Below are 23,938 nucleotides of genomic sequence, written 5' to 3'. Positions count from 1 at the left end.
TTCGAAATCAGAGTCAATTGCGATTCCGATGAGATTCAAAAAATTGATTGGAGCGGTTCAAAATCTCAAGGAATGCAAGGATTGTTCTAGGGACACCGATGCTCTGCCGGCCTGGGTGCCCTGAATCATAAAGGTTCTTGATTTATTGGAACGTTCCATTTATAGCGACCGCAACGGGAGAGTTCCATGGACATCATCTTGCCTGCGGCAAATGGCGACCGGGTCAGCTACCGGCTCGTCGGCAAACCGGTCGAACCGAGCATGGGCGCGCGGTTTTCACGCATCGCCTATGCCGCCGCCCACGTCGTTGCCGACCCCATCGCCATGGCCAATCCATGGTCGCGGCCAGCAGTCGACTGGGACAGGACGATGGCGTTTCGCCATCATCTGTGGCGGCTCGGCTTCCGCATCGCCGAGGCCATGGACACGTCCCAGCGCGGCATGGGTTTCGACTGGGCGAGCGCGAAGGAGCTGATCCGCCGCTCGATCGCGGAGGCTAAAACGGTGGCGGGCGCCGACCTCGCCTCGGGGGCGGGGACCGATCATCTGGCGCCGACGGCGGCCAAAACGGTCGACGACGTCATCCGCGCCTATGAAGAACAATTCGCCTTCATCGAAGGCGAGGGCGGCAAGGCGATCATGATGGCGAGCCGCGCGCTGGCGGCGATCGCCAAGGGGCCTGACGATTATGCCCGCGTCTACGACCGCATGCTCTCCCAGGCGTCGGGCAAGGTCATCCTGCACTGGCTGGGCGACATGTTCGATCCGGCGCTCAAGGGTTATTGGGGCAGCAACGACTTCGACGCCGCGCTTGACACGGTCGTCGCCATCATCGGGCGGCACGCCGACAAGGTCGAGGGCATAAAGATATCGCTGCTCGATGCCGAGAAGGAAGTGCTGCTGCGCGGCCGCCTGCCCGGCGGGGTGGTGATGTTCACCGGCGACGATTTCAATTATCCGGAACTGATCGCCGGCGACGGCAGGCGGCATTCGCACGCGCTGCTCGGCATTTTCGACGCCATCGCACCCGTGGCAAATGCCGCGCTGGCGAAGCTGGCAGAAGGCGACAAGGCCGGCTACGACGCGCTGATGGTGCCGACCGTGCCGCTGTCGCGCAAGATCTTCGAGGCGCCGACCGAATACTACAAGGCCGGCATCGTCTTCATGGCCTGGCTGAACGGGCACCAGAACCATTTCACCATGATCGGCGGCATGCAGTCGGCGCGCGGCATATGCCATTACGCCGACGTCTTTCGGCTCTCCGACCAGGCCGGCCTGCTGGCAGACCCAGAGCTTGCCGTCGCCAGGATGAAGACCCTGCTGGCGATGGCGGGCATCTGAGCCCATCCCCCGCGCGGGGGATTTGCGTTCCGCCGGTAAATCGTATTCGCTTGCCGAAATAGGCGGGGACGAATATGGCAATGGCGGACAAAGTCGCCCTGGCAGACAAAGTTGCCCTGGCAGACAGGGTCGCCCTTATCACCGGCGTTACCGGGCAGGACGGGGCTTATCTGGCCGAACTGCTGCTCGGCAAGGGCTACACCGTCCACGGCGTCAAACGCCGGTCGTCCTCTTTCAACACCGAGCGCGTCGACGACATCTATGTCGATCCGCATGAGAGCGGGGCGCGCTTTTTCCTGCATCATGGCGATCTGACCGACGCGACCAATCTGATCCGCCTCGTGCAGGAGACGAAGCCCAGCGAAATCTACAATCTCGGCGCGCAAAGCCACGTCCAGGTGAGCTTCGAGACGCCGGAATACACGGCCAATGCCGATGCGCTGGGGACATTGAGGCTTCTGGAAGCGATCCGCATTCTCGGCCTGGAGAAATCGGTGCGCTTCTATCAGGCTTCGACCTCGGAGCTTTATGGCGAGGCGGCCGAGGTTCCGCAAAGCGAGAGCACGCCGTTCCGGCCGCGCTCGCCCTACGCGGCGGCCAAGCTCTATGCCTACTGGATCACGGTCAACTACCGCCAGGCCTATGGCATGTTCGCCGCCAACGGCATCCTGTTCAACCACGAGAGTCCGACGCGCGGTGAAACCTTCGTCACCCGCAAGATCACGCGTGCCGTCGCCGCGATCCATCACGGGCTGCAGGACACGCTCTATCTCGGCAATATCGATGCGTGTCGCGACTGGGGCCATGCGCGCGACTATGTCGAGGGCATGTGGCGCATCCTGCAGCATGACGAGCCGGACGATTTCGTGCTTGCGACCGGCCAGGCGCATTCGGTGCGCGAATTCGTGGAACTCGCCTTCGCCGAGGCCGGACGCATCATTCGCTGGCAGGGCAGCGGCGCCGATGAAGTCGGCATCGATGCTGCCACCGGCGCCGCGCTGGTGCGGATCGATCCGCGCTACTTCCGGCCCACCGAGGTGGACACGCTGGTCGGCGACGCCGCCAAGGCAAGGAGCCTCTTGGGCTGGTTGCACACCCGTCGGCTTCAAGGATCTGGCGGCGGAAATGGGTCCGCGCCGACCTGGCGCGCGTCGGCAGCGCAAGACGTAACGGTCGTTCCACCTAGAGGTTGCGTTATGGACAAGAGCTTCGATCTAGAAGGAAAGCGAATTTTCGTAGCCGGCCATCGCGGGATGGTCGGCTCGGCGCTGGTGCGCCGCCTGGCGGGCGAGAATTGCGAGATCGTGACGGTGGCGCGCAGCGAACTCGACCTTCTCGACCAGGCCGGCGTGCGCCGCTGGATGGCGGACCGGCGGCCGGACGCGGTAATCATGGCGGCCGCCAAGGTCGGCGGCATCCTGGCCAATGACAGCTTCCCGGTGGATTTTCTCTACGAAAACCTCGTCGTGCAGACCAACGTCATCGAGGCCGCCTTCCGCAGCGGGGTGCAGAAGCTCCTGTTCCTGGGCTCGTCCTGCATCTATCCGAAGCTTGCGCCGCAGCCGATCCCGGAAGACGCGCTGCTTACCGGCCCGCTCGAACCCACCAACGAATGGTATGCCGTCGCCAAGATCGCCGGATTGAAACTTTGCCAGGCCTACCGACGGCAATACGGCGTCAACTACATCTCGGCCATGCCGACCAACCTCTACGGCCCGGGCGACAATTTCGACCTCGACAGCAGCCATGTCGTGCCGGCGCTGATGCGCAAGGCGCATGAGGCGAAGCTCACCGGTCAAAAGACCCTGCAGGTGTGGGGGTCGGGCCGGCCGATGCGGGAATTCCTGCATGTCGACGACGCGGCCGACGCCTTTGTCTGGCTTTTGAAGAATTATTCCGGCGATGGCCACGTCAATGTCGGGAGCGGAGAGGACGTCACTATCGCCGAGCTTGCCGGCACCGTCGTATCGGTCGTCGGCGCCGGCGCCGCCATCGTGTTCGATCCGACGAAGCCGGACGGCACGCCGCGCAAGCTGATGGATGTCTCGCGCCTTTTCGCGACCGGCTGGCGTCCGAAATACGCGCTGCGCGATGGGCTGAAGGAGACCTATGCGTGGTTCCTCGAACATATCGAGAAGGGCGATATCCGTCTTGGCGCCGCATGACCCAGCCTCGACCGTGATCGCCGCCACCAGGACCGACGGTTTGGGTGGCCGCCTTCTGGCTATGGTCAACGCGAAGTCCCTCGCCGACACGCTTGGCTATCGCTTCGGCTTTGCCTGGGGGCCGATGCATGACGACAGATTTCACTCGGTCGAGAAGGTCGACAAGATATTCTCCGCCGATTTCATCGACAGACACTGGCTGGGGGAGAGGGTCGAACCCTCGGGTTTCGATGTCCTCGAGGAGATAGCCTTTACGCGTGCCAGTCTCGATGCCGCGGCGGGACGGCAAAGTTTCCGCGGCTGGATCTGCAACGAGTTTGAGATACTGGATTTTTTTCAGGGCCGACCCGAACTCGTCCGACGATCGGAGACATTGCGGGGTTTTGGTTTTTCCCAGGCCGTGAACCAGGCGCTCGATGCCGCCGACAAGCGTCCCTTTCCAGGGCCGATCGCCGCTTTGCACCTTCGCAGCGGCGACATCGTTCGCGGCAAGTATCGCTTCATGCTGGATTTCAGCGACAAGGTCGTGGCCTCGACCTTGGTCAAGGCCGTCGCGTCGGAGCTGTCGTCGAAAGGCTTGGCAACCCTGCTGATCGGTCAAGATCGCGCGACGCTTGAATATCTGCGGTCGGAAACCGGAGCATTGCTGAGCGACGATCTGGGATCGGCGGAATTCGGGGATGAGACGCTCAAGGCATTCTTCGAAATGAGGCTGATGGCGCGGTGCCGGACAATCTATGCAGGCAGCAGCGTCTATGCGTCGATCGCATCGACGATGGGCGATGTCGCTCTCGTCCACCCGAAAACCTTGTTCGACGGTTCGAGAGCCGCGGAAATGATTCTGGCCGAACTGAGCCGCCATCAGAGCGACTACCACCCGCTCGAAGCGGCCTTCGGCTATCAAAGCGCATTTCTAGATCTCGAAGATCAAATCCGCCCCGAGCGGGCAAGAGACATCCTCGAAAAGGCTCACACGCTGGATCCGCAGAACGACGTCTATCCGCTCAAAATCGCGGCGGCGTTCTTTCGCGAGCGCGACTATCGGTCAGGCGAAGCCGTTTTGAAGGCCCTCATGACGGGACAATTCGAAGCCTCTCCGGCAATGCCAGTGCGAGCGATTGGCGTGCTGGTCTGCCGGACATGGCGCGGCGATGTCATGTCGAAAGATTTCGAAGCTTTCTTCGCGGCCGCCGCAGAGGGGCATCCTTACGCCGCGGCGTGCTCGGCGCATATCCTCCATGAAGCGTTCGGGAAGGTGAAGCCGGCGCTGCGGATGATTGCGAGGTCGCTGGAGGCGGAACCGGCCAATGCCTTGTTCAAGAGGATCAAACGGCACATACGGCCATTGACGACGCCTCGGTCCGGTCTTCTGGCGAAAGCGCGGCTGCGGCTCTGGAAGGCCGGGATCCGAATATAGGCGACTGCCGCCATGCCCCTATCTCGAGTTCGTCACCGGCCATTTGTTGCACATCAACGGCGGCGCGCTCATGGTGTAGGCCTGCAATCATCAGGGAGCGCTTCAGCGTGAAGGGATACTGGCTCATCGTCGCAACAGAGATTTCGGACCAGGAGGCTCAGGCCGAATATGGCCGGCTGTGGAAGCCTATCGGCGAAAAGTACCAGGCGCGGACCAATACGACTAAGCAGCCGCCTGTGCTCGTAGAGGCGCGCGATGCCAAGCGCATGATCCTGGTGGAATTTCCGTCCCTGGAGATCGCCAAAGCCTGCTATGCCGACCCGGCCTATGAGGAAGCCAAGCGCTTCGCGCTCAAGGCGTCGAACCGTATGCTCGTGATGTTCGAAGGGGATCTCGGGTAATCGCTATCTGCGGCGCCGCCAGACAGGCACGCGCAGGATTCTGTACTCGCCGGATGCCTAAGTTATTGGAAGGATGGTGGGCGTGACAAGGATTGAACTTGTGACCCCTGCAATGTCAATGCAGTGCTCTCCCGCTGAGCTACACGCCCATCCGAAGCCGCGCATACACCACTTTTGATCCGGCGCGTCAATAGCGGGAATGTGGAAAGACGGCTTCCGTTTGTCGCATCGGCGCAGCATGCGCCAACGCTTCCCTAAAGACGGCTCAGGCCGCCTGCAGCATCTTCTCGACCTCGTTGACGAGATCGCGCAGATGGAAGGGCTTCGACAGCACCTTGGCGTCCTTGGGCGCCTTGGAATCGGGATTGAGCGCGACCGCGGCAAAGCCGGTGATGAACATCACCTTGAGGTCCGGATCGATCTCGGTGGCGCGGCGGGCAAGCTCGATGCCATCCATCTCCGGCATGACGATGTCGGTCAGGAGCAGCGAAAAAGGTTCCTCGCGCAGCCGCTCATAGGCGCTGGCGCCATTGTCGAAATCGCTTACCTGGTAGCCGGCGCGTTCCAGCGCCTTGACGAGGAAGCGGCGCATATCGTCATCGTCTTCCGCCAGCAGAATGCGTGCCATCATGTCCCGTCCGAATCACCCGCCCCAAGCCTGCCGCCGGGCAAGGCCGTTAACCATCCTGTATATGAGGTGGAGCCGGTAAACATCAAGTGAATGAAGGGCATCCGACATCCGGCTCGAGGCGCGGTTTCACTGCCTGAAATGCTGGACATGCCGGGCGCAAGGTGGCAATTTCATGCCATGATGCAGTGCTGTTTCCTGGTTCGTACAAATTGAAGACGGCAGCCGAGGATTTTTCGGTCGTTCCACCCTTCGAAATCCGATCGGGCGCCGAACAGCGCGTGCCTTTCCTGTTCAACTCACCGCATAGCGGCCGCCACTATCCGGAGCGCTTCCTGGCCATGGCGCGGCTCGACCGCAACGCCATTCGCCGGTCGGAGGACTGCTACGTCGAGGAGCTTTTCGGCGGCGCCGTGGCGCTCGGCGCGCCGTTGCTGGCCGCCAATTTTCCGCGTGCCTATCTCGACGTCAACCGCGAGCCCTGGGAACTCGATCCGCGCATGTTCGCGGAGCCGGTGCCGTCCTTCTGCAACATCCGCTCGGCGCGTGTCGCCGGCGGGCTGGGCACGGTGCCGAAACTGGTCGGCGAGGGGCTCGATATCTATCCCGGCAGGCTGCCGCTGGCCGAGGCGGTGGGACGCGTCGAAGCGGTGTACAAGCCCTATCACGAGACGCTTAAGCGGCTCCTGACCAGGACGCATGCCAGGTTCGGCTATGCCGTGCTGATCGATTGCCATTCGATGCCGGCCAGCATCCGCGTCGGCGACAATGGTGTGCGGCCCGACTTCATCATCGGCGACCGGTTCGGCATTTCGGCATCGCCGGCGCTCACCGAGATGGCCATCAGCCTGCTTGTCGACATGGGCTACACGGTCGCGCACAACAAGCCCTATGCCGGAGGCTTCATCACCGAGCATTACGGCAGGCCGGCAAGGCATCTGCATGCGCTGCAGATCGAGGTCAATCGCGGGCTTTACATGGACGAGCGGACGTTCCAGAAATCGGCCGGCTTCGACGCTTTGGCCTGCGACCTCACCCGCTTCTCGGCCGATTTGATGTCGATGCCCGACCATCATTTCGTCGATTTGCCGCTGGCGGCGGAATGACGGCGCGGTCGGCGCGCCGAGTTCTTATAAACGCAATTCCGGACGGAAAACCGCTTCACACTTTTCCTGGAATTGCTCGAAAAAAAGACCGCATCGTTTTCACGACACGGTCGAAGTCTAGGGAGGAAACGCCCAAGGAGGGCATGGACAGGAAAACCTGTCCGATGACAAAATTATTGTGCGCCGCACAAATGTCAATCGACAGCGGGCTTTTTTAATTCAATATGATGTGGAAATTCCGCTTCGGCGGCTCAGATGTGACATTCGGGCAACAGAAAACGGGCATCTGGCCGGTCTTCAGCGCGCCTGTTCCGCGAGAAAGAGCGGCCGGCAAGGGCCGCGATTGGGGAGAGCGACTTTGGATATCAGCACCGATTTCATGCGGCGCATCGCGCATGCCGCCGCCGCCGAAACCTTGCCGCGCTTCCGCAGCCAGGGCGCGGTCACCAACAAGCTTGCGGGAAGCTTCGATCCAGTAACGGAGGCCGATCGCGAGGCCGAACGCGCGATCCGGGCGCTGATTTCCGCCGAATATCCCGAGCACGGCATTCTCGGCGAGGAACATGGCAGCCAGAACCTCGCCAGCCGGCATGTCTGGGTGATCGACCCGATCGACGGCACCCGCGCCTTCATTTCCGGCGTCCCGGTGTGGGGAACGCTGGTCGGGCTGACCGTCGACGGCGACGCGGTCGCCGGCATGATGTCGCAACCTTTCACCGGCGAGTTCTTCTACGCCAACGCATCCGGTTCGCACTATGAAGGACCGGGCGGCCCGCGCAGGCTCGCGACCCGCAAGACGACCGACCTTGCGCAAGCGACGCTGTTCACGACCACTCCGGCCCTGTTCAAGGGCGATGCGCGCAAGCGCTACGACCAGTTCGAGACAAAGGTGCAACTCGCCCGCTACGGCACCGACTGCTACGCCTTCGCCATGCTGGCCGCGGGCTGCGTCGACATTGTCGCCGATCCGGGCTTGAAGCCCTACGACATCGTGGCGCTGATCCCGATCATCGAGAAGGCCGGCGGCGTCATCACCACTTTCGAAGGCGGAGCGGCGGAAAAGGGCGGCGACATACTGGCGGCCGCGACGCCGGAACTGCATGCGGCGGCGATGGCGGCGCTGCGCGGCTGATGCGCTCGGCGGCAAGGGCTGGTCGCCGCAAGATTTCGATCGCGCTCAGGGAGCGTCGCCGGTGCCCGGAATGAAGGCGTCGAAAGCGGCCAGGAGCTGCTCGCGGTAGATGTCCTTCTCCTGCAGGATTTCGTGCTCGGCGCCGTCGATCATCAACAGCGAGCCGACGCGCAGTTTCCTGGCATAGGCTTCCACCGCCCTGGTCGAGACGACCCGGTCGGCGCCGGCGGCGACGATCAGCATCGGCACCTTCACCCTTGCCATGAAATCCGGATCGCTGACGGCTTCCGCGGCGGCAGCGGCGGCCTTCAGCCAGCGGATCGTCGGGCCGCCGAGCGCGAGCTGCGGCCAGGCCTCGTAGATCCCGACATTGCGCCGGTAGCGCCCGGGATCCGAGGTCACCTTGTTCATTTTGAAAGGCGGCGGCACTTTCGGCCGCGGACCGAGCGCGGCGTAGAGCCAGCCGAGACCCAGCGCGCAGAAGACCGCGCAGACGCGCCGCACCGTGCTTATCGAAACCGGCAGGTCGGGCACGGCGAGGAAGGGCGTCAGCAGCACCATGCGGCGCACGCGGTTGACCATCGATGGCGAGGCAAGCAGCGCAATCACCGCGCCCGTGGAGTGGGCGAGGATGTAATAGGGGCCGCGGCAGTCGGGCAGCACGATTTCCTCGAAGAATTGCTCGAGGTCGCGCGTATAGTCGCGAAAGCTGCGGACATAGCCGCGCTGGCGGTCGCGCAGCAGGCGGCTGGAATCGCCCTGGCCGCGCCAGTCGAGGACAGCGACGCTGAAGCCGCGATCGGCGAGATCGCGAATGGTCTCGAAATATTTCTCGATGCATTCGTTGCGCCCCGTCAGCAGAACCACCGTGCCCTGCAGCGGGCGGCTGACAGCGGCAAAGACGCCGTAGCGGATCTTCTTGCCGTCGCGCGTGGTGAAGAAGCCGCCCACGGCATTCCGCGGCGCGGGATTGTCTTCTGTGCGATGGAAAAGATCCGTCATTCGGCGCGTCGATGGTTGCTCTTTTGCCCGGACGGGCGAGGGCCTCGGCATGGTGATAGACGGCCAGGCGGCAAAAGCAAAGGCGTTGCGAGGATTTACGCGGCTGCCCCGCGCAGGGGGAAGGCCGGAAGTGCCTGCGGCGCACTTCCGGCCTCTGTCGATCCGGGAGGAAGGGACGTTGCACCCGGTTCGGCCTCGTCGCGGCGCAGGGAAAGAGGCGCCGCTTGTCTCTGTGTCTTGACGCAATTCCGGATGGAAAACCGCTTCACACTTCTCCTGGAATTGCTCGAACGTGACCAAAGCCTAGCGCTGCATGACTGAACGGATGCCGAAGCGGTGGTTCATCCACCGTTCATGAACGTGGCCGCATTGCGACCGCGAAGAAAACCTTGAAATGGCTTTTTGAGCTTCCCAAATGAAGGCTGTGGCCGCCGATGTCGGGGCCGCTGGCCCATCCGGAACGCCTTTCGAGGGTTTCGCACCGGTCACACGCGAACCATGTTGCTCAAAGGGAGAACACCTATGCGTCACGTTGATTTTTCCCCGCTTTACCGTTCGACTGTCGGCTTCGACCGGCTGTTCACCATGCTCGACTCGCTCGGCCAGCCCGAGACCGCGCAGACCTACCCGCCCTATAATATCGAGCGCACCGGCGAGAACGCCTATCGCATCTCGATGGCCGTTGCCGGCTTCTCCGAAAACGAGATCTCGATCGAGGCGCACCGCAACGTGCTGACCGTCAAGGGCGAGCGCAAGGAAGAGGGCGACGGCGAGGGTTCGGAGCTGCTCTATCGCGGCATTGCCTCCCGCTCCTTCGAGCGCCGCTTCCAGCTTGCCGATCATGTCGAAGTGGAAGGCGCCACGCTGAAGAATGGCCTGCTCTTCGTCGACCTCAAGCGCAACATTCCCGAGGAGCTGAAGCCGCGCAAGATCGCGATTACCCAGTCTTCGGACAAGGCCAAGCAGATCGAGGCCAAGGCCGCCGCGTAACCCGCGGGCTCCATCGCAGACGACGTCTCCCTCCCGAGACGGAAGCGGCGCCGAGAGGCGCCGCTTTTTCGTGCCACCCGCAACGAGCCTTTCTGGCCCTTTTGAAGCATGCGGCGGCGGATCATGAAGGGCGATGTCCGATTTTTCCCTTCTGCTGACGCTCGCCGTGGCAATCACTTTCCTTTTGGCCGGGATTGTGAAGGGCGTCACCGGCATGGGCCTGCCGACGCTGGCGATGGGATTGCTGGGCACCATCATGCCGCCGGTGACGGCGGCATCGCTGCTCATCGTGCCTTCCTTCGTCACCAATGTCTGGCAGCTTTTCGCCGGCCCGAGTTTTTCCGCGATCCTGCGCCGGCTGTGGCTGATGATGGCGGGCATCCTGATCGGCACCATCGCCGGCTCGCGGCTGCTCGCCAGCGACAACGTCAAATGGACGACCGCCGGCCTCGGCGCGGCATTGATCGTCTATGCCGCCTACAGCCTGCTCGCGCGGCAGCCTGTCGTTCCCGCGAAAGCGGAGCGCTGGTTGTCGCCGGTCGTGGGTTTCCTCACCGGCCTGGTCACGGGCGGCACCGGCGTCTTCGTCGTGCCTGTCGTCCCCTACATCCAGGCGCTGGGCTTGAGCCGGGACGACCTGATCCAGGCGCTTGGTCTTTCCTTCACGGTGTCGACGATCGCCCTGGCGCTGGGCCTTGCCTCGCACGGCGCCTTCGAGGTCGGACATCTGGCATTGTCTTCGCTCGCCGTGCTGCCGGCCTTGCTCGGCATGTGGCTGGGGCAGGTGCTGCGCCAGAAAATCAGCCCGGCGACTTTCCGTCGATGGTTCCTGATTTTTCTGGTCCTGCTCGGCGTCGAGCTGTTGCTGCGGCCCTTCCTCGCCTAGCGCACATTACCGGCGCTTCGCCGCGATAATGGCCTCCACGTTCTGCCGGTGAACGGGTTCATAAGGCGCAAAATACTCAACCGCCGTTGTCGCAAAAATGTCGGCGCCGAAGGTCCTCAAATCCTGCTTCGCCAGGTTGGGATCTTGCCGGCAGGCAAGCAGCTTTCGGACATAGGCCTCGGTCGCCGCGATGAAGCTTCTGTCATAGCCGCCGGCTTCGATTGCCTCGAAGGAACCGTGGTTTGGCAGAATTCGATCGAACCGCCAGCCAGCCATGCGCTCGAGGTCGACCAAATGTTCGCCCAAACGTTCCGGTTCCGAGACATAGGTGACGGAATCTTCCAGCGTATCGCCCGCAAGCAGCAGGCCAGCCTGGGGCATCAGCAGTACTGTGCCGTCATGGCTGTGGATTTCGACCTGCCGCAGTTCGATCGGGATCGCTCCCACCGTCAGGCTGAGGCTGTTGTCGAACGTCTTGTTGGGCATAACGAGCGGCTTAATCGGCGGGTTGCCGCTTTCGATGCCGGCGCGACCGCGTTCGAGTGCCGAGGCAGTCAGGGTGTTGGCGATGATCTCGCAATCCTGGAACACCTCGTTGCCGGCGATATGGTCGTCATGCCAGTGGCTGAGCACGACGCGTATCGAGGTCACACCCAGCTCTTCGAGGGTTCGCCGGATGAAGTGGGCATGCGGTAGGGAGACGTGCGTGTCGTAGACGAGCGCCTGCGATCCATCGACGATCGCATAGGTGCAGATGCCGAGCGTGTAAGCGCCGTCGTCGAGCCAATTCGATTCGTCCGACCAGATGCGTACGCCATCGACACGGCCGTCGTAGAAGCCGAGCACATTCGGCGCCGGACGGATCAGCCGCATCGTCGAGCCGAGAGGCGGTCTGGTCATCAGCTTGCCCTCGATTACTAAAAACTCAGCCAAGCAACTGGCCGAGGCGGTCGATCTCTTGCGTCGTGGTGGCGAAGCTGGTGACGAAGCGGTAGATCGCTTCATTGTCGCCGAGGTGGCCATCGAAACCCTGCGGCACGCCCCATTCATAGAATTTGGCACCGGCCGCCTGCAGCTTTTCCGCCGTGGCCCGACCGAGTATGGCGAAGACCTCATTGGCCTGCGGCAGCCAGGCGAGCTTGCCGACCGGCGCGTCCTCGATGGTCTCGGCCAGGTGTGCCGCCATCTGATTGGCGTGACCCGCCATCCGCAGCCACAGATCGTCGGTGAGATAGGCCTCGAACTGGGCCGAGATGAAGCGGGCCTTGGAAAAAGTCTGTCCGGCGCGCTGACGCAGCAGGCGCAGATCCTTGCCGACGTCCGGATTGAGGATCACCACCGCGTCGGCCATCCAGCAGCCATTCTTGGTGCCGCCGAAGGAGATGAGGTCGACCCCGCTCTTCCAGGTCATTTCGGCCGGGCTGACGCCGGTCGCCGCAATTGCATTGGCGAAGCGCGCGCCGTCCATGTGCAGCGGCAGCTTGTGGCGGCGGCTGACCTCTGCGATCGCCTTGACGTCGTCGACGCCGTAGACCGTGCCGACCTCGGTCGCCTGGGTTACGGTGACCGCCATCGGCTGACCGGCGGGCGCCAGATCCTGCGAATAACGCCTTATCGCGCGGTCGAGAGCCTCCAGGTTCATGCGCCCCAGCGGTCCTGGCACCGGCGCCATGCGCGCGCCGCCGGTGTAGAAACCCATCGCGCCGAACTCGTCGACATTCATGTGCGCTTCGGAATGGCAGAGCGCGATGCCGCCGACGCGGTTCAATGCAGCCATCGAAAGCGCGTTGGCCGCCGTGCCGGTCGCGACGAAGAAGACCTGCACCTCGCGTTCGAAGATATCGTTGAAGCGGCGATAGACGGCGCGGTCCAGGTCGCCGTCACCGTAAGCGACAGCGGTGCCGGCGGCATGACGCGACAGGTTGGCCGAAATGTCGGGGTGGACGCCCGCCCAGTTGTCGGATGCAAAGAACATCGAAAGGTCCATATCGTGATTGGCAAAAGCGGCGGGACTTGACCGCTTCGGCAGTCGAAGCGCAAGGGCCAATCATCGGCAAAGCGGTGAAGCCAGCAATCGAGGCCAGAGGACCCGGACCAAAGCTTGCGTTTCCTGTGCTTGTCACGAAATTTTGTGTCGCGGCGCCGCCAAGTTTTTTGTGAATCGGTCTTGTGTGGCCACCTGATTTCTGGCATAAAAAATTTAGGACAGTAGTGCTGTCTTATTTTGTCGCACAAAACAGGCTGGACTGGCGTATGATCGATGCCATTCCGGCCATTGTCGCGAGCGGCGGGTAGACGGCCCGGCTCTGGCCTGTACGATACCGGATGCGAACCGGGCGTATAGCCGTATGGTTCGATTGATTTCGCGAGACGTGCCGCAGGATGAAGGGGAAGCATCATGCTTCCCAAGGCAAACCAGCGCCCTGAAACGGTCGGGGCCAAGGTGGAGAACGGAGGATAGGACGATGACGGAACTGACGCCATCTGCGATCAACGGCCGGGCCGCGCAGACGAAAGCGACAGCCGTTAAAAATACCGTCCTGACCAAAGGGGTGCGAACTGCCAACGGCATGACCGCGCAGGGCCTTTACGATCCGCGCAACGAGCATGACGCCTGCGGCGTCGGCTTCATCGCCAATATGAAGGGGTTGAAGTCGCACCAGATCGTCGCGGACGGTCTGGCGATGCTGGAAAACCTCACCCATCGCGGCGCCGTCGGCGCCGATCCGCTGGTCGGCGACGGCGCCGGCGTGCTGGTGCAGATCCCGGACCAGTTCTTCCGCGAGGAAATGGCCGCCAAGGGCGTCGAACTGCCGCCGGCAGGTCAATATGGCGTCGGCCATTGGTTCATGCCCCAGGACGCGGCACTGCGCGCCCATATCGAAGAGATCATCGCCGAATCGGCGCAGTCGGAAGGGCTGCCGCTCATCGGCTTCCGCGATGTGCCGGTCGACAATTCGTCGCTTTCGAAGGCGCCCGGTATCGTGGCATCCGAGCCGTTCCATCGGCAGGTGTTCATCGGCCGCACGTCCGACATTACCGACGACGAGGAGTATGAGGCCAGGCTTTACCTGCTGCGCAAGGTGATTTCGGGCCGAATCTATGCCGAGAACGACAACAAGGACATCGGCGCCTATTGCGTGTCGCTGTCGGCGCGTACCATCGTCTACAAGGGCATGTTCCTGGCCTATCAGGTCGGCGCCTATTACAAGGATCTCACCGATCCGCGCTTCGAAACCGCGCTGATCCTCGTCCACCAGCGTTTCTCGACCAACACCTTCCCGTCCTGGAAGCTGGCGCATCCCTACCGCATGGTCGCGCATAATGGCGAGATCAACACGGTGCGCGGCAACAACAACTGGATGGCGGCGCGCCAGGCCTCGGTCGATTCCGAACTGTTCGGCAACAACATCTCGAAGTTGTGGCCGATCTCCTATGACGGCCAGTCCGACACGGCGTGCTTCGACAACGCGCTTGAGTTCCTGTTCCAGGGGGGCTATTCGCTCAGCCACGCCATGATGATGCTGATCCCGGAAGCCTGGGCCGGCAACAAGCTCATGGATGCAGACCGCAAGGCTTTCTACGAGTACCACGCGGCGCTCATGGAGCCGTGGGACGGACCGGCGGCGGTGGTCTTCACCGACGGCCGCCAGATCGGCGCCACCCTCGACCGCAACGGCCTGCGTCCGGCGCGCTACATCGTCACCGATGACGACCGCGTCATCATGGCTTCGGAGGCCGGCGTGCTGCCGGTGCCGGAGGAAAAGATCGTGCAGAAGTGGCGGCTGCAGCCGGGCCGCATGCTGCTCATCGATCTCGCCAAGGGCCGCATCGTCTCCGATGAGGAGATCAAGTCGGAGATCGCGACCAGGCACCCCTACAAGACCTGGCTCGCCAACACGCAGCTCATTCTCGAAGACCTGAAGCCGGTCGAACCGCGCGCGCTGCGCAAGGATGTCAGCCTGCTCGATCGCCAGCAGTCCTTCGGCTACACGCAGGAAGACACCAAGCTTCTGATGGCGCCGATGGCCACCACCGGCCAGGAAGCGGTGGGTTCGATGGGCACCGACACGCCGATTTCGGCGATGTCGGACAAGTCGAAGCTGCTCTACACCTATTTCAAGCAGAACTTCGCCCAGGTCACCAACCCGCCGATCGACCCGATCCGCGAGGAGCTGGTGATGAGCCTGGTGTCGTTCATCGGCCCGCGGCCGAACATCTTTGACCTGGTCGGCACGTCGCGCCGCAAGCGGCTCGAAGTGCGACAGCCGATCCTGACCAATGGCGACCTGGAGAAGATCCGTTCCATCGGCCACACCGAAGACCGTTTCGATACCAAGACGATCGACATCACCTACGGCTCGAACGAGGGCGCTGCCGGCATGCAGGGCGCCATCGACCGGCTCTGCGAACGGGCCGAGGCGGCGGTCGCAGGCGGCTACAACATCATCATCCTGTCCGACCGCCAGGTCGGGCCGGACCGCATCGCCATTCCGTCGCTGCTGGCGACGGCGGCCGTGCACCATCACCTGATCCGCAAGGGCCTGCGCACCTCGGTCGGGCTGGTTGTGGAATCCGGCGAGCCGCGCGAGGTGCATCACTTCTGCTGCCTGGCCGGTTACGGCGCCGAGGCGATCAACCCGTATCTTGCCTTCGACACGCTGCTCGACATGCACAAGCGCGGCGAGCTCCCGGAAGAGGTCGACGAGTACGAGGTGGTCTCGCGCTACATCAAGTCGATCGGCAAGGGCATCCTCAAGGTGATGTCCAAGATGGGCATCTCGACCTACCAGTCCTACTGCGGCGCGCAGATCTTCGACGCCATCGGGCTGAAGTCCGATTTCGTCGAGAAGTATTTCACCGGCACCGCGACGCTGATCGAAGGCGTCGGCCTGGACGAGATCGCCACCGAGACGCTCAGCCGCCACAGCGATGCTTTCGGCAGTGATCCGGTGCTGCGCAACAATCTCGACGTCGGCGGCGAATACATGTTCCGCATGCGCGGCGAGGCGCATATGTGGTCGCCCGACGCGGTGGCCAGCCTGCAGCACGCCGTGCGGCAGGGCTCATGGGACACGTTCAAGGACTATTCGGCGCAGATCGACAGCGCGACCGCGCGCGCCCAGACCATTCGCGGCCTGTTCAAGCTCAGAACCGCGGAAGAGACCGGCCGCAAGAAGGTCCCGATCGAGGACGTCATGCCGGCGGCCGAGATCGTCAAGCGCTTCTCGACCGGGGCGATGTCGTTCGGCTCGATCTCGCGCGAGGCGCATACCACGCTGGCGCGGGCCATGAACGCCATCGGCGGCAAGTCCAACACCGGCGAGGGCGGCGAAGAGGCCGACCGCTATCTGCCGCTGCCCGGCGGCGGCAAGAACCCGGAACGCTCGGCGATCAAGCAGGTCGCGTCCGGACGGTTCGGCGTCACGGCGGAATATCTGGTCAATTCCGACGTCATGCAGATCAAGGTCGCGCAGGGCGCCAAGCCTGGCGAGGGCGGCCAGTTGCCCGGACACAAGGTCGACGCCACCATCGCCAAGGTCAGGCATTCGACGCCCGGCGTCGGCCTGATCTCGCCGCCGCCGCATCACGACATCTATTCGATCGAGGATTTGGCGCAGCTGATCTACGATCTGAAGAATGTCAATCCGGCGGCCGACGTCTCGGTCAAGCTGGTGTCGGAAGTCGGCGTCGGCACGGTCGCTGCGGGCGTCGCCAAGGCGCGCGCCGACCACATCACCATCTCCGGCTATGACGGCGGCACCGGCGCTTCGCCGTTGACCTCGCTCAAGCATGCCGGCAGCCCATGGGAAATGGGCCTTGCCGAGACACACCAGACGCTGGTGCTCAACGGCTTGCGCTCACGCGTGGCGCTGCAGGTCGATGGCGGCCTGCGTACCGGGCGCGACGTCATCATCGGCGCGCTGCTCGGCGCCGACGAGTTCGGCTTCTCGACCGCGCCGCTGATCGCGGCCGGCTGCATCATGATGCGCAAGTGCCACCTCAACACCTGCCCGGTCGGCGTGGCGACGCAGGACCCGGTGCTGCGCAAGCGCTTCAAGGGCACGCCCGAGCACGTCATCAATTTCTTCTTCTACGTGGCGGAAGAGGTGCGGGCGCTGCTTGCCGAGATGGGCTACACCCATCTCGATCAGATCATCGGCGACACCGACCTTCTGGAAAAGCGCGACGTCATCCAGCATTGGAAGGCGCGCGGGCTTGACTTCTCCAAGATGTTCTTCAAGCCGGACGCGCCGCATGAGGCGCTGCACTGGACCGAGCGGCAGAAGCATCCGATCGACGACGTGCTCGACCGCAAGCTGATCGAGGCGGCAAAGCCGGCGCTGGATGCCAAGCAGTCCGTTACCATCGAGCTGCCGATCCGCAATGTCGACCGCTCTGTCGGCGCCATGCTGTCGGGCGAGGTCGCCAAGCGCTTCAAGCACAAGGGCCTGCGTGAAGACACGATCAAGGTGAAGCTGACCGGCACCGCCGGCCAGTCCTTCGGCGCCTTCCTGGCGCGCGGCGTGTCGTTCGAGCTGGTCGGCGCGGGCAACGATTATGTCGGCAAGGGCCTGTCGGGCGGCCGCATCGTCATCCGCCCGCCGGAAGAGGCTAGAATCGTCGCGGCGGACTCGATCATCGTCGGCAACACGGTGCTTTACGGCGCCACCGAAGGGGAGGCTTACTTCGCCGGTGTCGCCGGCGAGCGCTTCGCCGTGCGCAATTCGGGCGTGGCGGCCGTCGTCGAGGGCGTCGGCGACCATGGCTGCGAATACATGACCGGCGGCATCGTCGTCGTGCTCGGCAAGACAGGGCGCAACTTCGCCGCCGGCATGTCGGGCGGCGTCGCCTATGTGCTGGACGAGAAGGGCGATTTCGCCGAGCGCTGCAACATGGCGATGGTCGAGCTGGAGCCGGTGCCGGAAGAGGACGACCTGATGGAGAAACTGCTCCATCACGGCGGCGACCTCGATCACAAGGGCCGCGTCGACGTGTCCGGCGACATGACCAGCCATGACGAGGAACGCCTCTACCAGCTGATCTCGAACCATGTGCATTTCACCGGTTCGGTGCGCGGCCGCGAGATTCTCGACGACTGGCAGAACTTCCGGCCGAAATTCCGAAAAATCATGCCGGTGGAATATCGCCGCGCATTGATCGAGATGGAACGCATGCGCATGAGCGTGGCGGCGGAATAAGCATCGGGCAGGCCGGAGAGATGGCTCTCCGGCCGGCATCCTCGCCAACAATCCTGACCCCGAGAGCATGACCCCGACAAGTGGGAACCGGTTTTCGGGCGAAGGTCATGCTCCAACAAGGTGCGGTTGCCAGGGCAGCCTTAAGGGGTTAACGGGTGCGCCGACAAAAAGCGTGCCTTCGGACAGCAGGGACTGACTATGGGCAAGGTAACAGGCTTTCTCGAGATCGACCGGCAGGTGCACAAGTACCAGCCTGCCTCGGACCGCATCCGGCATTTCCGCGAATTCACACTGCCGATGTCGGACAAGGAGGTCGAGAAACAGGCCGCGCGCTGCATGGATTGCGGCATTCCGTTCTGCCACGGGCCGACGGGCTGTCCGATCCACAACCAGATCCCCGACTGGAACGACCTCGTCTACAATGGCGACTGGGACAACGCGATCCGCAACCTGCATTCGACCAACAATTTCCCGGAGTTCACCGGCCGGATCTGCCCGGCGCCTTGCGAGGAAGCCTGCACCCTGAACCTCGAGGACATCCCGGTCGCCATCAAGACGGTGGAGCAGGCGATCGCCGACAAGGCCTATGAAACCGGCCACATTCGGCCTTATCCGCCGGAAAGGAAGACCGGCAAGCGGGTTGCCGTCATCGGTTCCGGCCCGGCCGGCATGGCGGCGGCGCAGCAGCTGGGCCGCGCCGGCCACGACGTGCATGTCTATGAGCGCGAAAGCCGCCCCGGCGGGCTGATGCGTTACGGCATACCGGACTTCAAGATCGAGAAGCACTATATCGACCGTCGCATCGAGCAGATGCAGGGCGAGGGGGTGACCTTCCATTGCGGCGTCAATGTCGGCGTCGACATGAAAGTGGCTGATCTGCTCGGGGAATTCGACGCCGTGCTTTATTGCGGCGGCTCCGAAACGCCGCGTCCGGCCGGTATTCCGGGCGCCGATCTCAGCGGCGTCTACGACGCCATGCCCTATCTGGTGCAGCAGAACCGTCGTGTCGGCGGCGAGCCGATCCAGTCGGTGGCGTGGCCCTCGCACCCGATCATCGCCGGCGGCCAGCATGTCGTCGTCGTCGGTGGCGGGGACACCGCGTCCGACTGCATCGGCACCGCCTTCCGCCAGGGCGCGGTGCGCGTGACCCAGCTCGACATCCGTCCGCAGCCGCCGGAGAAGGAAGACAAGCTTGCGGTCTGGCCTTACTGGGCGACCAAGATGCGCACCTCGTCCTCGCAGGCCGAGGGCGCCGAGCGCGAATTCCAGGTGGCGACGCTGGAGTTCATCGGTGAGGAAGGCCAGTTGACCGGTGTGCGCTGCTGCGAGGTCGACGACAAGCGCAAGCCGGTCGCCGGCACCGAGTTCGTCATCCGCGCCGATCTCGCTTTCATCGCCATCGGCTTCGCCGGACCGGCGGGCGACAGCCTGATGAAGGAGCTCGACGGCGAGATCAAAGTCGTCACCGACAGCCGCCGCTCGAACAATGTCGAGGCCAACGATCGCGACTACAGGACCAGTGTCGACAAGCTCTATGCGGCGGGCGACGTGCGCCGCGGCCAGTCGCTGGTGGTGTGGGCGATCCGCGAGGGCCGCCAGGCGGCGCGCTCGATCGACGAGACGCTGATGGGATCCACGGTTCTGCCGCGTTAAATTGGGCCAGCGAGCCGCAGCCTTTTGCGAAGCTCAGCCTAGCTAAGCAACAGCTTTATCGCCCAATAGAGGCCGATGGCCATCTGGACCAAGAACGCCGAAAATCGAGCCTTGACAGCGGTCGGACTTGTCGACGTCAAATGAATGGCCGACTGCACCAGCCTCGCGCCTAGAAACCAATATGCGAGCGGATCGGTAATCGAGGCGCGCGCGCTCATTATGGCCAGGGCCATGAGACCTCCGAATATGGGAAGGCCTTCGATGCAATTGGCATGGGCGCGCGCCAGCCGCTGCAAGAAGGGCGAAAGACCGGCGTTGTCCGGTGCGAAGCCATTCGCGGGGACGCGGCCGCTCACCACAAGATGGGTGCGCAGGATTTCCATCCATATGAGCAATAAGAGGGTCCAAGTCACGAACCCAAGCAAGGCATAGCCTGTTGCCGACATATTCGCCCCCCGACTTTGACTTCGGTCAAAATCCAACAATGTCATTGTTCGGCTTGGCGCGAAATTGCCGCTACGCAGGAATGTCGGTCACGGAGTCGCCGGCGCCGGGTCGGACTCTACAGCCGTGGTCGCCGGCTGCGGCTTCGGCGGCCAGGAAAAATCGTCGGCGCGGCCGGGAGAGGCGGCCGGCGCCTTGCCTTCCAGGATCAGCTTTCCGCCGGGCAGGTTCGGATCGGCCTTGGCCGGCTGCGCGGCGCCCAGCAGTTCGGTGCCGCCGTCGAGCGACGGGTCGCCGAGCAGCATCGGCGCGGTGCGGTCGACGATGACGGGCGCCGCGGCCGGCTTCGGCGCCTCGACCGGAGCGCCGGCCGGCGCCGACATGGTCGTGACGCTTCCCGGCGCCGCCAGGCCCAGGATCTTGGCCAACGGCTTTTCCGTGTAGAAAGCGAGCTTGCGCTTGCCGGCCTTGGTGACGTTGATGCCGTCGTCGGAACGCAAGCGAACCGGCTGGCCGTTGATGTCCGGGCCGGAGGTGACGAAAGCGCCGTTCTCGTCGACGAAGCCGTCCCAGACATCGACGAATTCGCCGCCATGCTTTTCGGCGGCCGAGTGATAGATGTCGTTGAAGGCAAGCATGTCCGAGTTCATCTTCGACACGCGGAAAGCCGGCATGCCGACCCATAGGAACGGCACTTTGGTGTCCTGGATGGCCTTGCCGAACGCATCGGTGCGGCGCTCGTATTCCTTGGTCCAGTTCTCCGAGCGGGGCTGCTCGCGCACCTCGCCGACCCGCATCTGCTGGCGGTCGTTGGAGCCCAGCATGACGATCACGGCCGACGGCTTCTCGGTCTCGATCAACGACTTGATCTCGACCGGCCAGTTATAGAAATCGTCGCGCACGAAGCCCGACGACCCGTTGCTGCGGGCAACGATCCTGATGGCGGGATTGTCGGCGAAGGCGGTGTCCAGGCCTTCGGCCAACCCGCCCGCCAGAAAATCGCCAACCACCAGCACGACACGGGCGTCGTTCGTCTTCTCAACGATCGGCGTTTCCGGCTCGGCCGGCGGGCGAGGCTTGGATTTCTTCTTCGGTTTCGGCCTTGATTTCTGGATCTCGACCGGTGGCTCGACGCGTTCGCTGCGGCGCGGGAACAGGAGGTCACGCAGCGACCAGCCGCGGCTTTCCTCCTGCGCGAATGCCGGTGCGTGGAAAGCGCCGGCGGCGGTGACGACAAGCACGGCCAGGGCGAGAATCAGGATCGGCGCCCGGCGAATGCCCTGCCTGATACGCGCGACCGACACCAAACACCTCTCCATCCCTTGGCGCATGACCAGGCAGACGCTGGAAAGTCATGCGCAAGCCGAAGCGCTACAGCATCCTTGCCGCCTTTGAAAGGATGCCTGCAGCCATGGGTGGCTCTATTGCTTGCGGAGCCATTTGAGCACTTCCATGCTCGGATAGCCATCCTGGTTCAAGCCGACCTTGGCCTGATAGGCCATGATGGCGGCCTTCGAGCCATCGCCGATCTTGCCGTCGAACTTGCCATCATAATAGCCGTGATCGGAAAGCCGCTTCTGCAGCTCCTGCCGCTCCTCGAAGCTGAGCTTGGTGAAAGGCCGCTGCCAGTCCTGCACCAGGCCGGTGCCGCCGGCGATCTCGTCGGCCAGGAGACCGACGGCCAAAGCGTATTTGTCGGCGTTGTTGTAGGCCTTGATGACCGAGAAATTCCTGATCATCAGGAAGGCGGGGCCGCCGCGGCCGTCCGGCACTTTCAGCGTCGCCTTGTCGGTCAGGTTCTTGAACGGCTTGCCGCTGGCCCTAACGACGCCGAGCGCCTGCCATTGAGCGATCGTCTTTGCGCCGCCGGGCAGCTTGCCGGCTGGTATGGTCACTTCATAGCCCCAGGTCTTGCCGGCCTGCCAGCCGTTCTTCTTCAAAAGGTTGGCGGAGGTCGCCAGCGCGTCGGGAATCGAATTCCAGATGTCACGCTTGCCGTTGCCGTCCATGTCGACCGCATAGCGCTGATAGCTGGTCGGGATGAACTGGGTCTGGCCCATCGCGCCGGCCCAGGAGCCCATCAGATGGCTCTCATCGATGTCGCCGGTCTGCAGGATCTTCAGGGCGGCGATCAGCTGGGTACGGGCATATTTCGAGCGCTTCGGGTCGCCATAGGCGAGCGTCGCCAGCGAACGGATGACGTTGCGCATGATGTCGTCGCGCTTGAGGATCTCGCCATAGTTCGATTCCATCGACCAGATGGCGAGAAGAACATTGCGGTCGACGCCGAATCGCGCCTCGATCCGGTCGAGCCACGGTTTCCATTTCCTCGCCATCGACTGGCCGTTGGCCACCGACTGGTCATGCACGCGGTTGTCGAAATAGTCCCAGGCGGGCGCGGTGAATTCCGGCTGGGTGCGGGCTTTTTCCAACACGACCGGGTCGGGCTCGATGCCTCTCATGGACTGATCGTAAACAGCGCCCGAAACGCCGCCCGCCACCGCGGTGGCGCGGAAACCCGAGACCCACTGGCGGAACCCGGCATCGGCGAAAGCGGGTCCGGCGGGCAGCAGCAAGGCCAGCGTGAGGCCGGCTGCCGTCACCAGTGCCGTCAGGCGCCTCGCAGTGTTGCGAACGGACATCATTTCCTCCTTCGTCAAATCAGGAAGGATCATTCAACGCCGAACCGGGTTAGTATTTAGTTTACCATAGGTGCCGCCGGGAACGAAAAGAGGTGTCGCGGCTTTTAGCTCTCATATTCAACTTGGCCGTTCGGTAGTCCAACATTCCGGCGTGAAAATGATTTCCGCGTGAAAATCTCTGGGGGGATTGCGGAGCATGCAGCCGAGCGGATAATTGGCTGAATCGCAGGGGTGTCAGCATGAAGCGCGTTCGCAAGGCAGTTTTCCCGGTCGCGGGCCTCGGCACGCGGTTTCTTCCAGCCACCAAGGCCATCCCGAAGGAAATGCTGACCGTCGTCGACCGGCCGGTCATCCAATATGTGGTCGATGAGGCGCGCGAGGCCGGCATCGAGCATTTCATCTTCGTGACCGGGCGCAACAAGGCGGTCATCGAAGACCATTTCGACGTCCAGTTCGAGCTGTATGACACGCTCGCCCAGCGTGGCAAGGACGAGCAGCTCGCCCGCCTGCAGCGGCTCCAGCCGGCGCCGGGACAGACGAGCTTCACGCGCCAGCAGGTGCCGATGGGCCTCGGCCACGCCGTCTGGTGCGCCCGCGAACTGGTCGGCGACGAACCGTTCGCGCTGCTTTTGCCGGACATGATCATGCAGTCGGAAAAGAGCTGCATGAAGGACATGGTCGAGCTCTATGCCGAGACCGGCAACAACATCATCGCCGTGCAGGAATGCGATCCGGCCGAGGCGCATAAATACGGCATTGTCGGCCGCGGCGAGGCTACGCATCACGGCTTCCGCATCACCGGTATGGTGGAGAAGCCGAAGCAGGGCACAGCGCCCTCCAACCTCTTCATCAACGGCCGCTACATCCTGCAGCCGGAAATCTTCGGCATCCTGGAAAGCCAGGAACGCGGCGCCGGCAACGAGATCAAG

18 protein-coding genes, 1 tRNA gene and 1 pseudogene are annotated in these 23,938 nt (G+C 63.3%); 12 read left to right on the top strand and 8 right to left on the bottom strand.

All coding sequences use genetic code 11. The features are described from left to right. The first annotated feature begins 186 nt into the window (after window positions 1–186). From FJW10_RS20395 to FJW10_RS20380, 5 genes and pseudogenes are all read left to right on the top strand, one after another. Window positions 187–1,341, top strand: a complete 1,155-nt coding sequence (locus tag FJW10_RS20395) for a dihydrodipicolinate synthase family protein (protein WP_140901400.1) — start codon at window positions 187–189, stop codon at window positions 1,339–1,341. An 80-nt stretch (window positions 1,342–1,421) separates the two neighbouring features. Beyond that, window positions 1,422–2,511 (top strand): annotated as a pseudogene (gene gmd, locus FJW10_RS30655) (GDP-mannose 4,6-dehydratase). A 26-nt stretch (window positions 2,512–2,537) separates the two neighbouring features. Further along, window positions 2,538–3,506 carry a GDP-L-fucose synthase gene (locus FJW10_RS30650; protein ID WP_210239812.1) on the top strand — a complete coding sequence of 323 codons (969 nt, stop codon included), beginning with the start codon at window positions 2,538–2,540 and terminating at the stop codon, window positions 3,504–3,506. Next, window positions 3,493–4,923 (top strand): hypothetical protein, encoded by a 1,431-nt coding sequence (locus tag FJW10_RS20385; RefSeq protein ID WP_246674325.1) that lies wholly within the window; start codon window positions 3,493–3,495, stop codon window positions 4,921–4,923. The genes FJW10_RS30650 and FJW10_RS20385 overlap by 14 nt, the downstream gene beginning before the upstream one ends. Before the next feature lie 107 nt (window positions 4,924–5,030). After that, the gene (locus FJW10_RS20380) at window positions 5,031–5,324 is read left to right on the top strand and encodes a DUF1330 domain-containing protein (protein WP_140901398.1); all 294 of its coding nucleotides are present in this window, start codon (window positions 5,031–5,033) and stop codon (window positions 5,322–5,324) included. A gap of 74 nt (window positions 5,325–5,398) precedes the next feature. On the opposite strand, the gene FJW10_RS20375 is transcribed toward FJW10_RS20380, so the two are convergent. Next, window positions 5,399–5,473: transfer RNA gene (locus tag FJW10_RS20375), tRNA-Val, on the bottom strand. Window positions 5,474–5,589: 116 nt separating this feature from the next. Next, window positions 5,590–5,952 (bottom strand): response regulator, encoded by a 363-nt coding sequence (locus FJW10_RS20370; protein WP_006199474.1) that lies wholly within the window; start codon window positions 5,950–5,952, stop codon window positions 5,590–5,592. 164 nt (window positions 5,953–6,116) lie between these two features. On the opposite strand from FJW10_RS20370, the gene FJW10_RS20365 reads away from it, so the two are divergent. Both FJW10_RS20365 and hisN read left to right on the top strand, forming a co-directional pair. Beyond that, a complete protein-coding gene (locus FJW10_RS20365) occupies window positions 6,117–7,058 on the top strand; it encodes an N-formylglutamate amidohydrolase (protein WP_140673697.1) in 942 nt (313 codons plus the stop codon). 358 nt (window positions 7,059–7,416) lie between these two features. Next, window positions 7,417–8,190 (top strand): histidinol-phosphatase, encoded by a 774-nt coding sequence (gene hisN / locus FJW10_RS20360; RefSeq protein WP_140901397.1) that lies wholly within the window; start codon window positions 7,417–7,419, stop codon window positions 8,188–8,190. A gap of 45 nt (window positions 8,191–8,235) precedes the next feature. On the opposite strand, the gene FJW10_RS20355 is transcribed toward hisN, so the two are convergent. Then, window positions 8,236–9,192, bottom strand: coding sequence for an alpha/beta hydrolase (locus FJW10_RS20355; protein WP_140901396.1), 957 nt, complete (start codon window positions 9,190–9,192; stop codon window positions 8,236–8,238). Between the two features lie 522 nt (window positions 9,193–9,714). Here FJW10_RS20355 and FJW10_RS20350 point away from each other — a divergent pair. Together FJW10_RS20350 and FJW10_RS20345 are read left to right on the top strand one after the other, a co-directional pair. Further along, window positions 9,715–10,182 carry an Hsp20 family protein gene (locus tag FJW10_RS20350; protein WP_140901395.1) on the top strand — a complete coding sequence of 156 codons (468 nt, stop codon included), beginning with the start codon at window positions 9,715–9,717 and terminating at the stop codon, window positions 10,180–10,182. A gap of 133 nt (window positions 10,183–10,315) precedes the next feature. Then, window positions 10,316–11,068 carry a sulfite exporter TauE/SafE family protein gene (locus FJW10_RS20345; RefSeq protein WP_140901394.1) on the top strand — a complete coding sequence of 251 codons (753 nt, stop codon included), beginning with the start codon at window positions 10,316–10,318 and terminating at the stop codon, window positions 11,066–11,068. A 6-nt stretch (window positions 11,069–11,074) separates the two neighbouring features. Here the strand turns inward: FJW10_RS20345 and FJW10_RS20340 are convergent, their stop codons facing one another. Further along, window positions 11,075–11,914 (bottom strand): MBL fold metallo-hydrolase, encoded by an 840-nt coding sequence (locus FJW10_RS20340; RefSeq protein WP_348639764.1) that lies wholly within the window; start codon window positions 11,912–11,914, stop codon window positions 11,075–11,077. 79 nt (window positions 11,915–11,993) lie between these two features. Then, window positions 11,994–13,043: a low specificity L-threonine aldolase gene (locus FJW10_RS20335; RefSeq protein ID WP_140901393.1), complete on the bottom strand. Its 1,050-nt coding sequence runs from the start codon at window positions 13,041–13,043 to the stop codon at window positions 11,994–11,996. A gap of 490 nt (window positions 13,044–13,533) precedes the next feature. Here FJW10_RS20335 and gltB point away from each other — a divergent pair, with 490 nt between their 5' ends. Then, the gene (gene gltB, locus FJW10_RS20330; RefSeq protein ID WP_140901392.1) at window positions 13,534–18,270 is read left to right on the top strand and encodes a glutamate synthase large subunit; all 4,737 of its coding nucleotides are present in this window, start codon (window positions 13,534–13,536) and stop codon (window positions 18,268–18,270) included. 198 nt (window positions 18,271–18,468) lie between these two features. Beyond that, window positions 18,469–19,923: a glutamate synthase subunit beta gene (locus tag FJW10_RS20325; protein WP_140706916.1), complete on the top strand. Its 1,455-nt coding sequence runs from the start codon at window positions 18,469–18,471 to the stop codon at window positions 19,921–19,923. A gap of 38 nt (window positions 19,924–19,961) precedes the next feature. On the opposite strand, the gene FJW10_RS20320 is transcribed toward FJW10_RS20325, so the two are convergent. The 3 genes from FJW10_RS20320 to FJW10_RS20310 form a co-directional block, all read right to left on the bottom strand. Then, on the bottom strand, window positions 19,962–20,369 hold the full coding sequence (locus FJW10_RS20320; protein WP_140651499.1) for an MAPEG family protein: 408 nt from the start codon (window positions 20,367–20,369) through the stop codon (window positions 19,962–19,964). A gap of 87 nt (window positions 20,370–20,456) precedes the next feature. Further along, a complete protein-coding gene (locus tag FJW10_RS20315) occupies window positions 20,457–21,674 on the bottom strand; it encodes a DUF459 domain-containing protein (RefSeq protein ID WP_140706918.1) in 1,218 nt (405 codons plus the stop codon). 114 nt (window positions 21,675–21,788) lie between these two features. Next, window positions 21,789–23,009, bottom strand: coding sequence for a lytic murein transglycosylase (locus FJW10_RS20310; protein WP_140706920.1), 1,221 nt, complete (start codon window positions 23,007–23,009; stop codon window positions 21,789–21,791). A gap of 239 nt (window positions 23,010–23,248) precedes the next feature. On the opposite strand from FJW10_RS20310, the gene FJW10_RS20305 reads away from it, so the two are divergent. Further along, window positions 23,249–23,938: UTP--glucose-1-phosphate uridylyltransferase (locus FJW10_RS20305; protein WP_140901391.1), on the top strand; the 690-nt coding region annotated here is incomplete at its 3' end.

This window comes from Mesorhizobium sp. B4-1-1 (assembly GCF_006439375.1).
Taxonomy (GTDB): Bacteria; Pseudomonadota; Alphaproteobacteria; order Rhizobiales; family Rhizobiaceae; genus Mesorhizobium.
The sequence above is the reverse complement of the archived record's forward strand: the minus strand, read 5'-3'. Positions and strand labels throughout refer to the sequence as shown.

Excerpts from the sequence above, each read along its gene's own strand:
- FJW10_RS20395 (WP_140901400.1), top strand. The coding sequence starts at position 187 with ATGGACATCATCTTGCCTGCGGCAAATGGCGACCGGGTCAGCTACCGG.
- FJW10_RS30650 (WP_210239812.1), top strand. The coding sequence starts at position 2,538 with ATGGACAAGAGCTTCGATCTAGAAGGAAAGCGAATTTTCGTAGCCGGC.
- FJW10_RS20370 (WP_006199474.1), bottom strand. The coding sequence starts at position 5,952 with ATGGCACGCATTCTGCTGGCGGAAGACGATGACGATATGCGCCGCTTC.
- FJW10_RS20355 (WP_140901396.1), bottom strand. The coding sequence starts at position 9,192 with ATGACGGATCTTTTCCATCGCACAGAAGACAATCCCGCGCCGCGGAAT.
- FJW10_RS20350 (WP_140901395.1), top strand. The coding sequence starts at position 9,715 with ATGCGTCACGTTGATTTTTCCCCGCTTTACCGTTCGACTGTCGGCTTC.
- FJW10_RS20345 (WP_140901394.1), top strand. The coding sequence starts at position 10,316 with ATGTCCGATTTTTCCCTTCTGCTGACGCTCGCCGTGGCAATCACTTTC.
- FJW10_RS20335 (WP_140901393.1), bottom strand. The coding sequence starts at position 13,043 with ATGTTCTTTGCATCCGACAACTGGGCGGGCGTCCACCCCGACATTTCG.
- gltB (WP_140901392.1), top strand. The coding sequence starts at position 13,534 with ATGACGGAACTGACGCCATCTGCGATCAACGGCCGGGCCGCGCAGACG.
- FJW10_RS20325 (WP_140706916.1), top strand. The coding sequence starts at position 18,469 with ATGGGCAAGGTAACAGGCTTTCTCGAGATCGACCGGCAGGTGCACAAG.
- FJW10_RS20320 (WP_140651499.1), bottom strand. The coding sequence starts at position 20,369 with ATGTCGGCAACAGGCTATGCCTTGCTTGGGTTCGTGACTTGGACCCTC.
- FJW10_RS20310 (WP_140706920.1), bottom strand. The coding sequence starts at position 23,009 with ATGTCCGTTCGCAACACTGCGAGGCGCCTGACGGCACTGGTGACGGCA.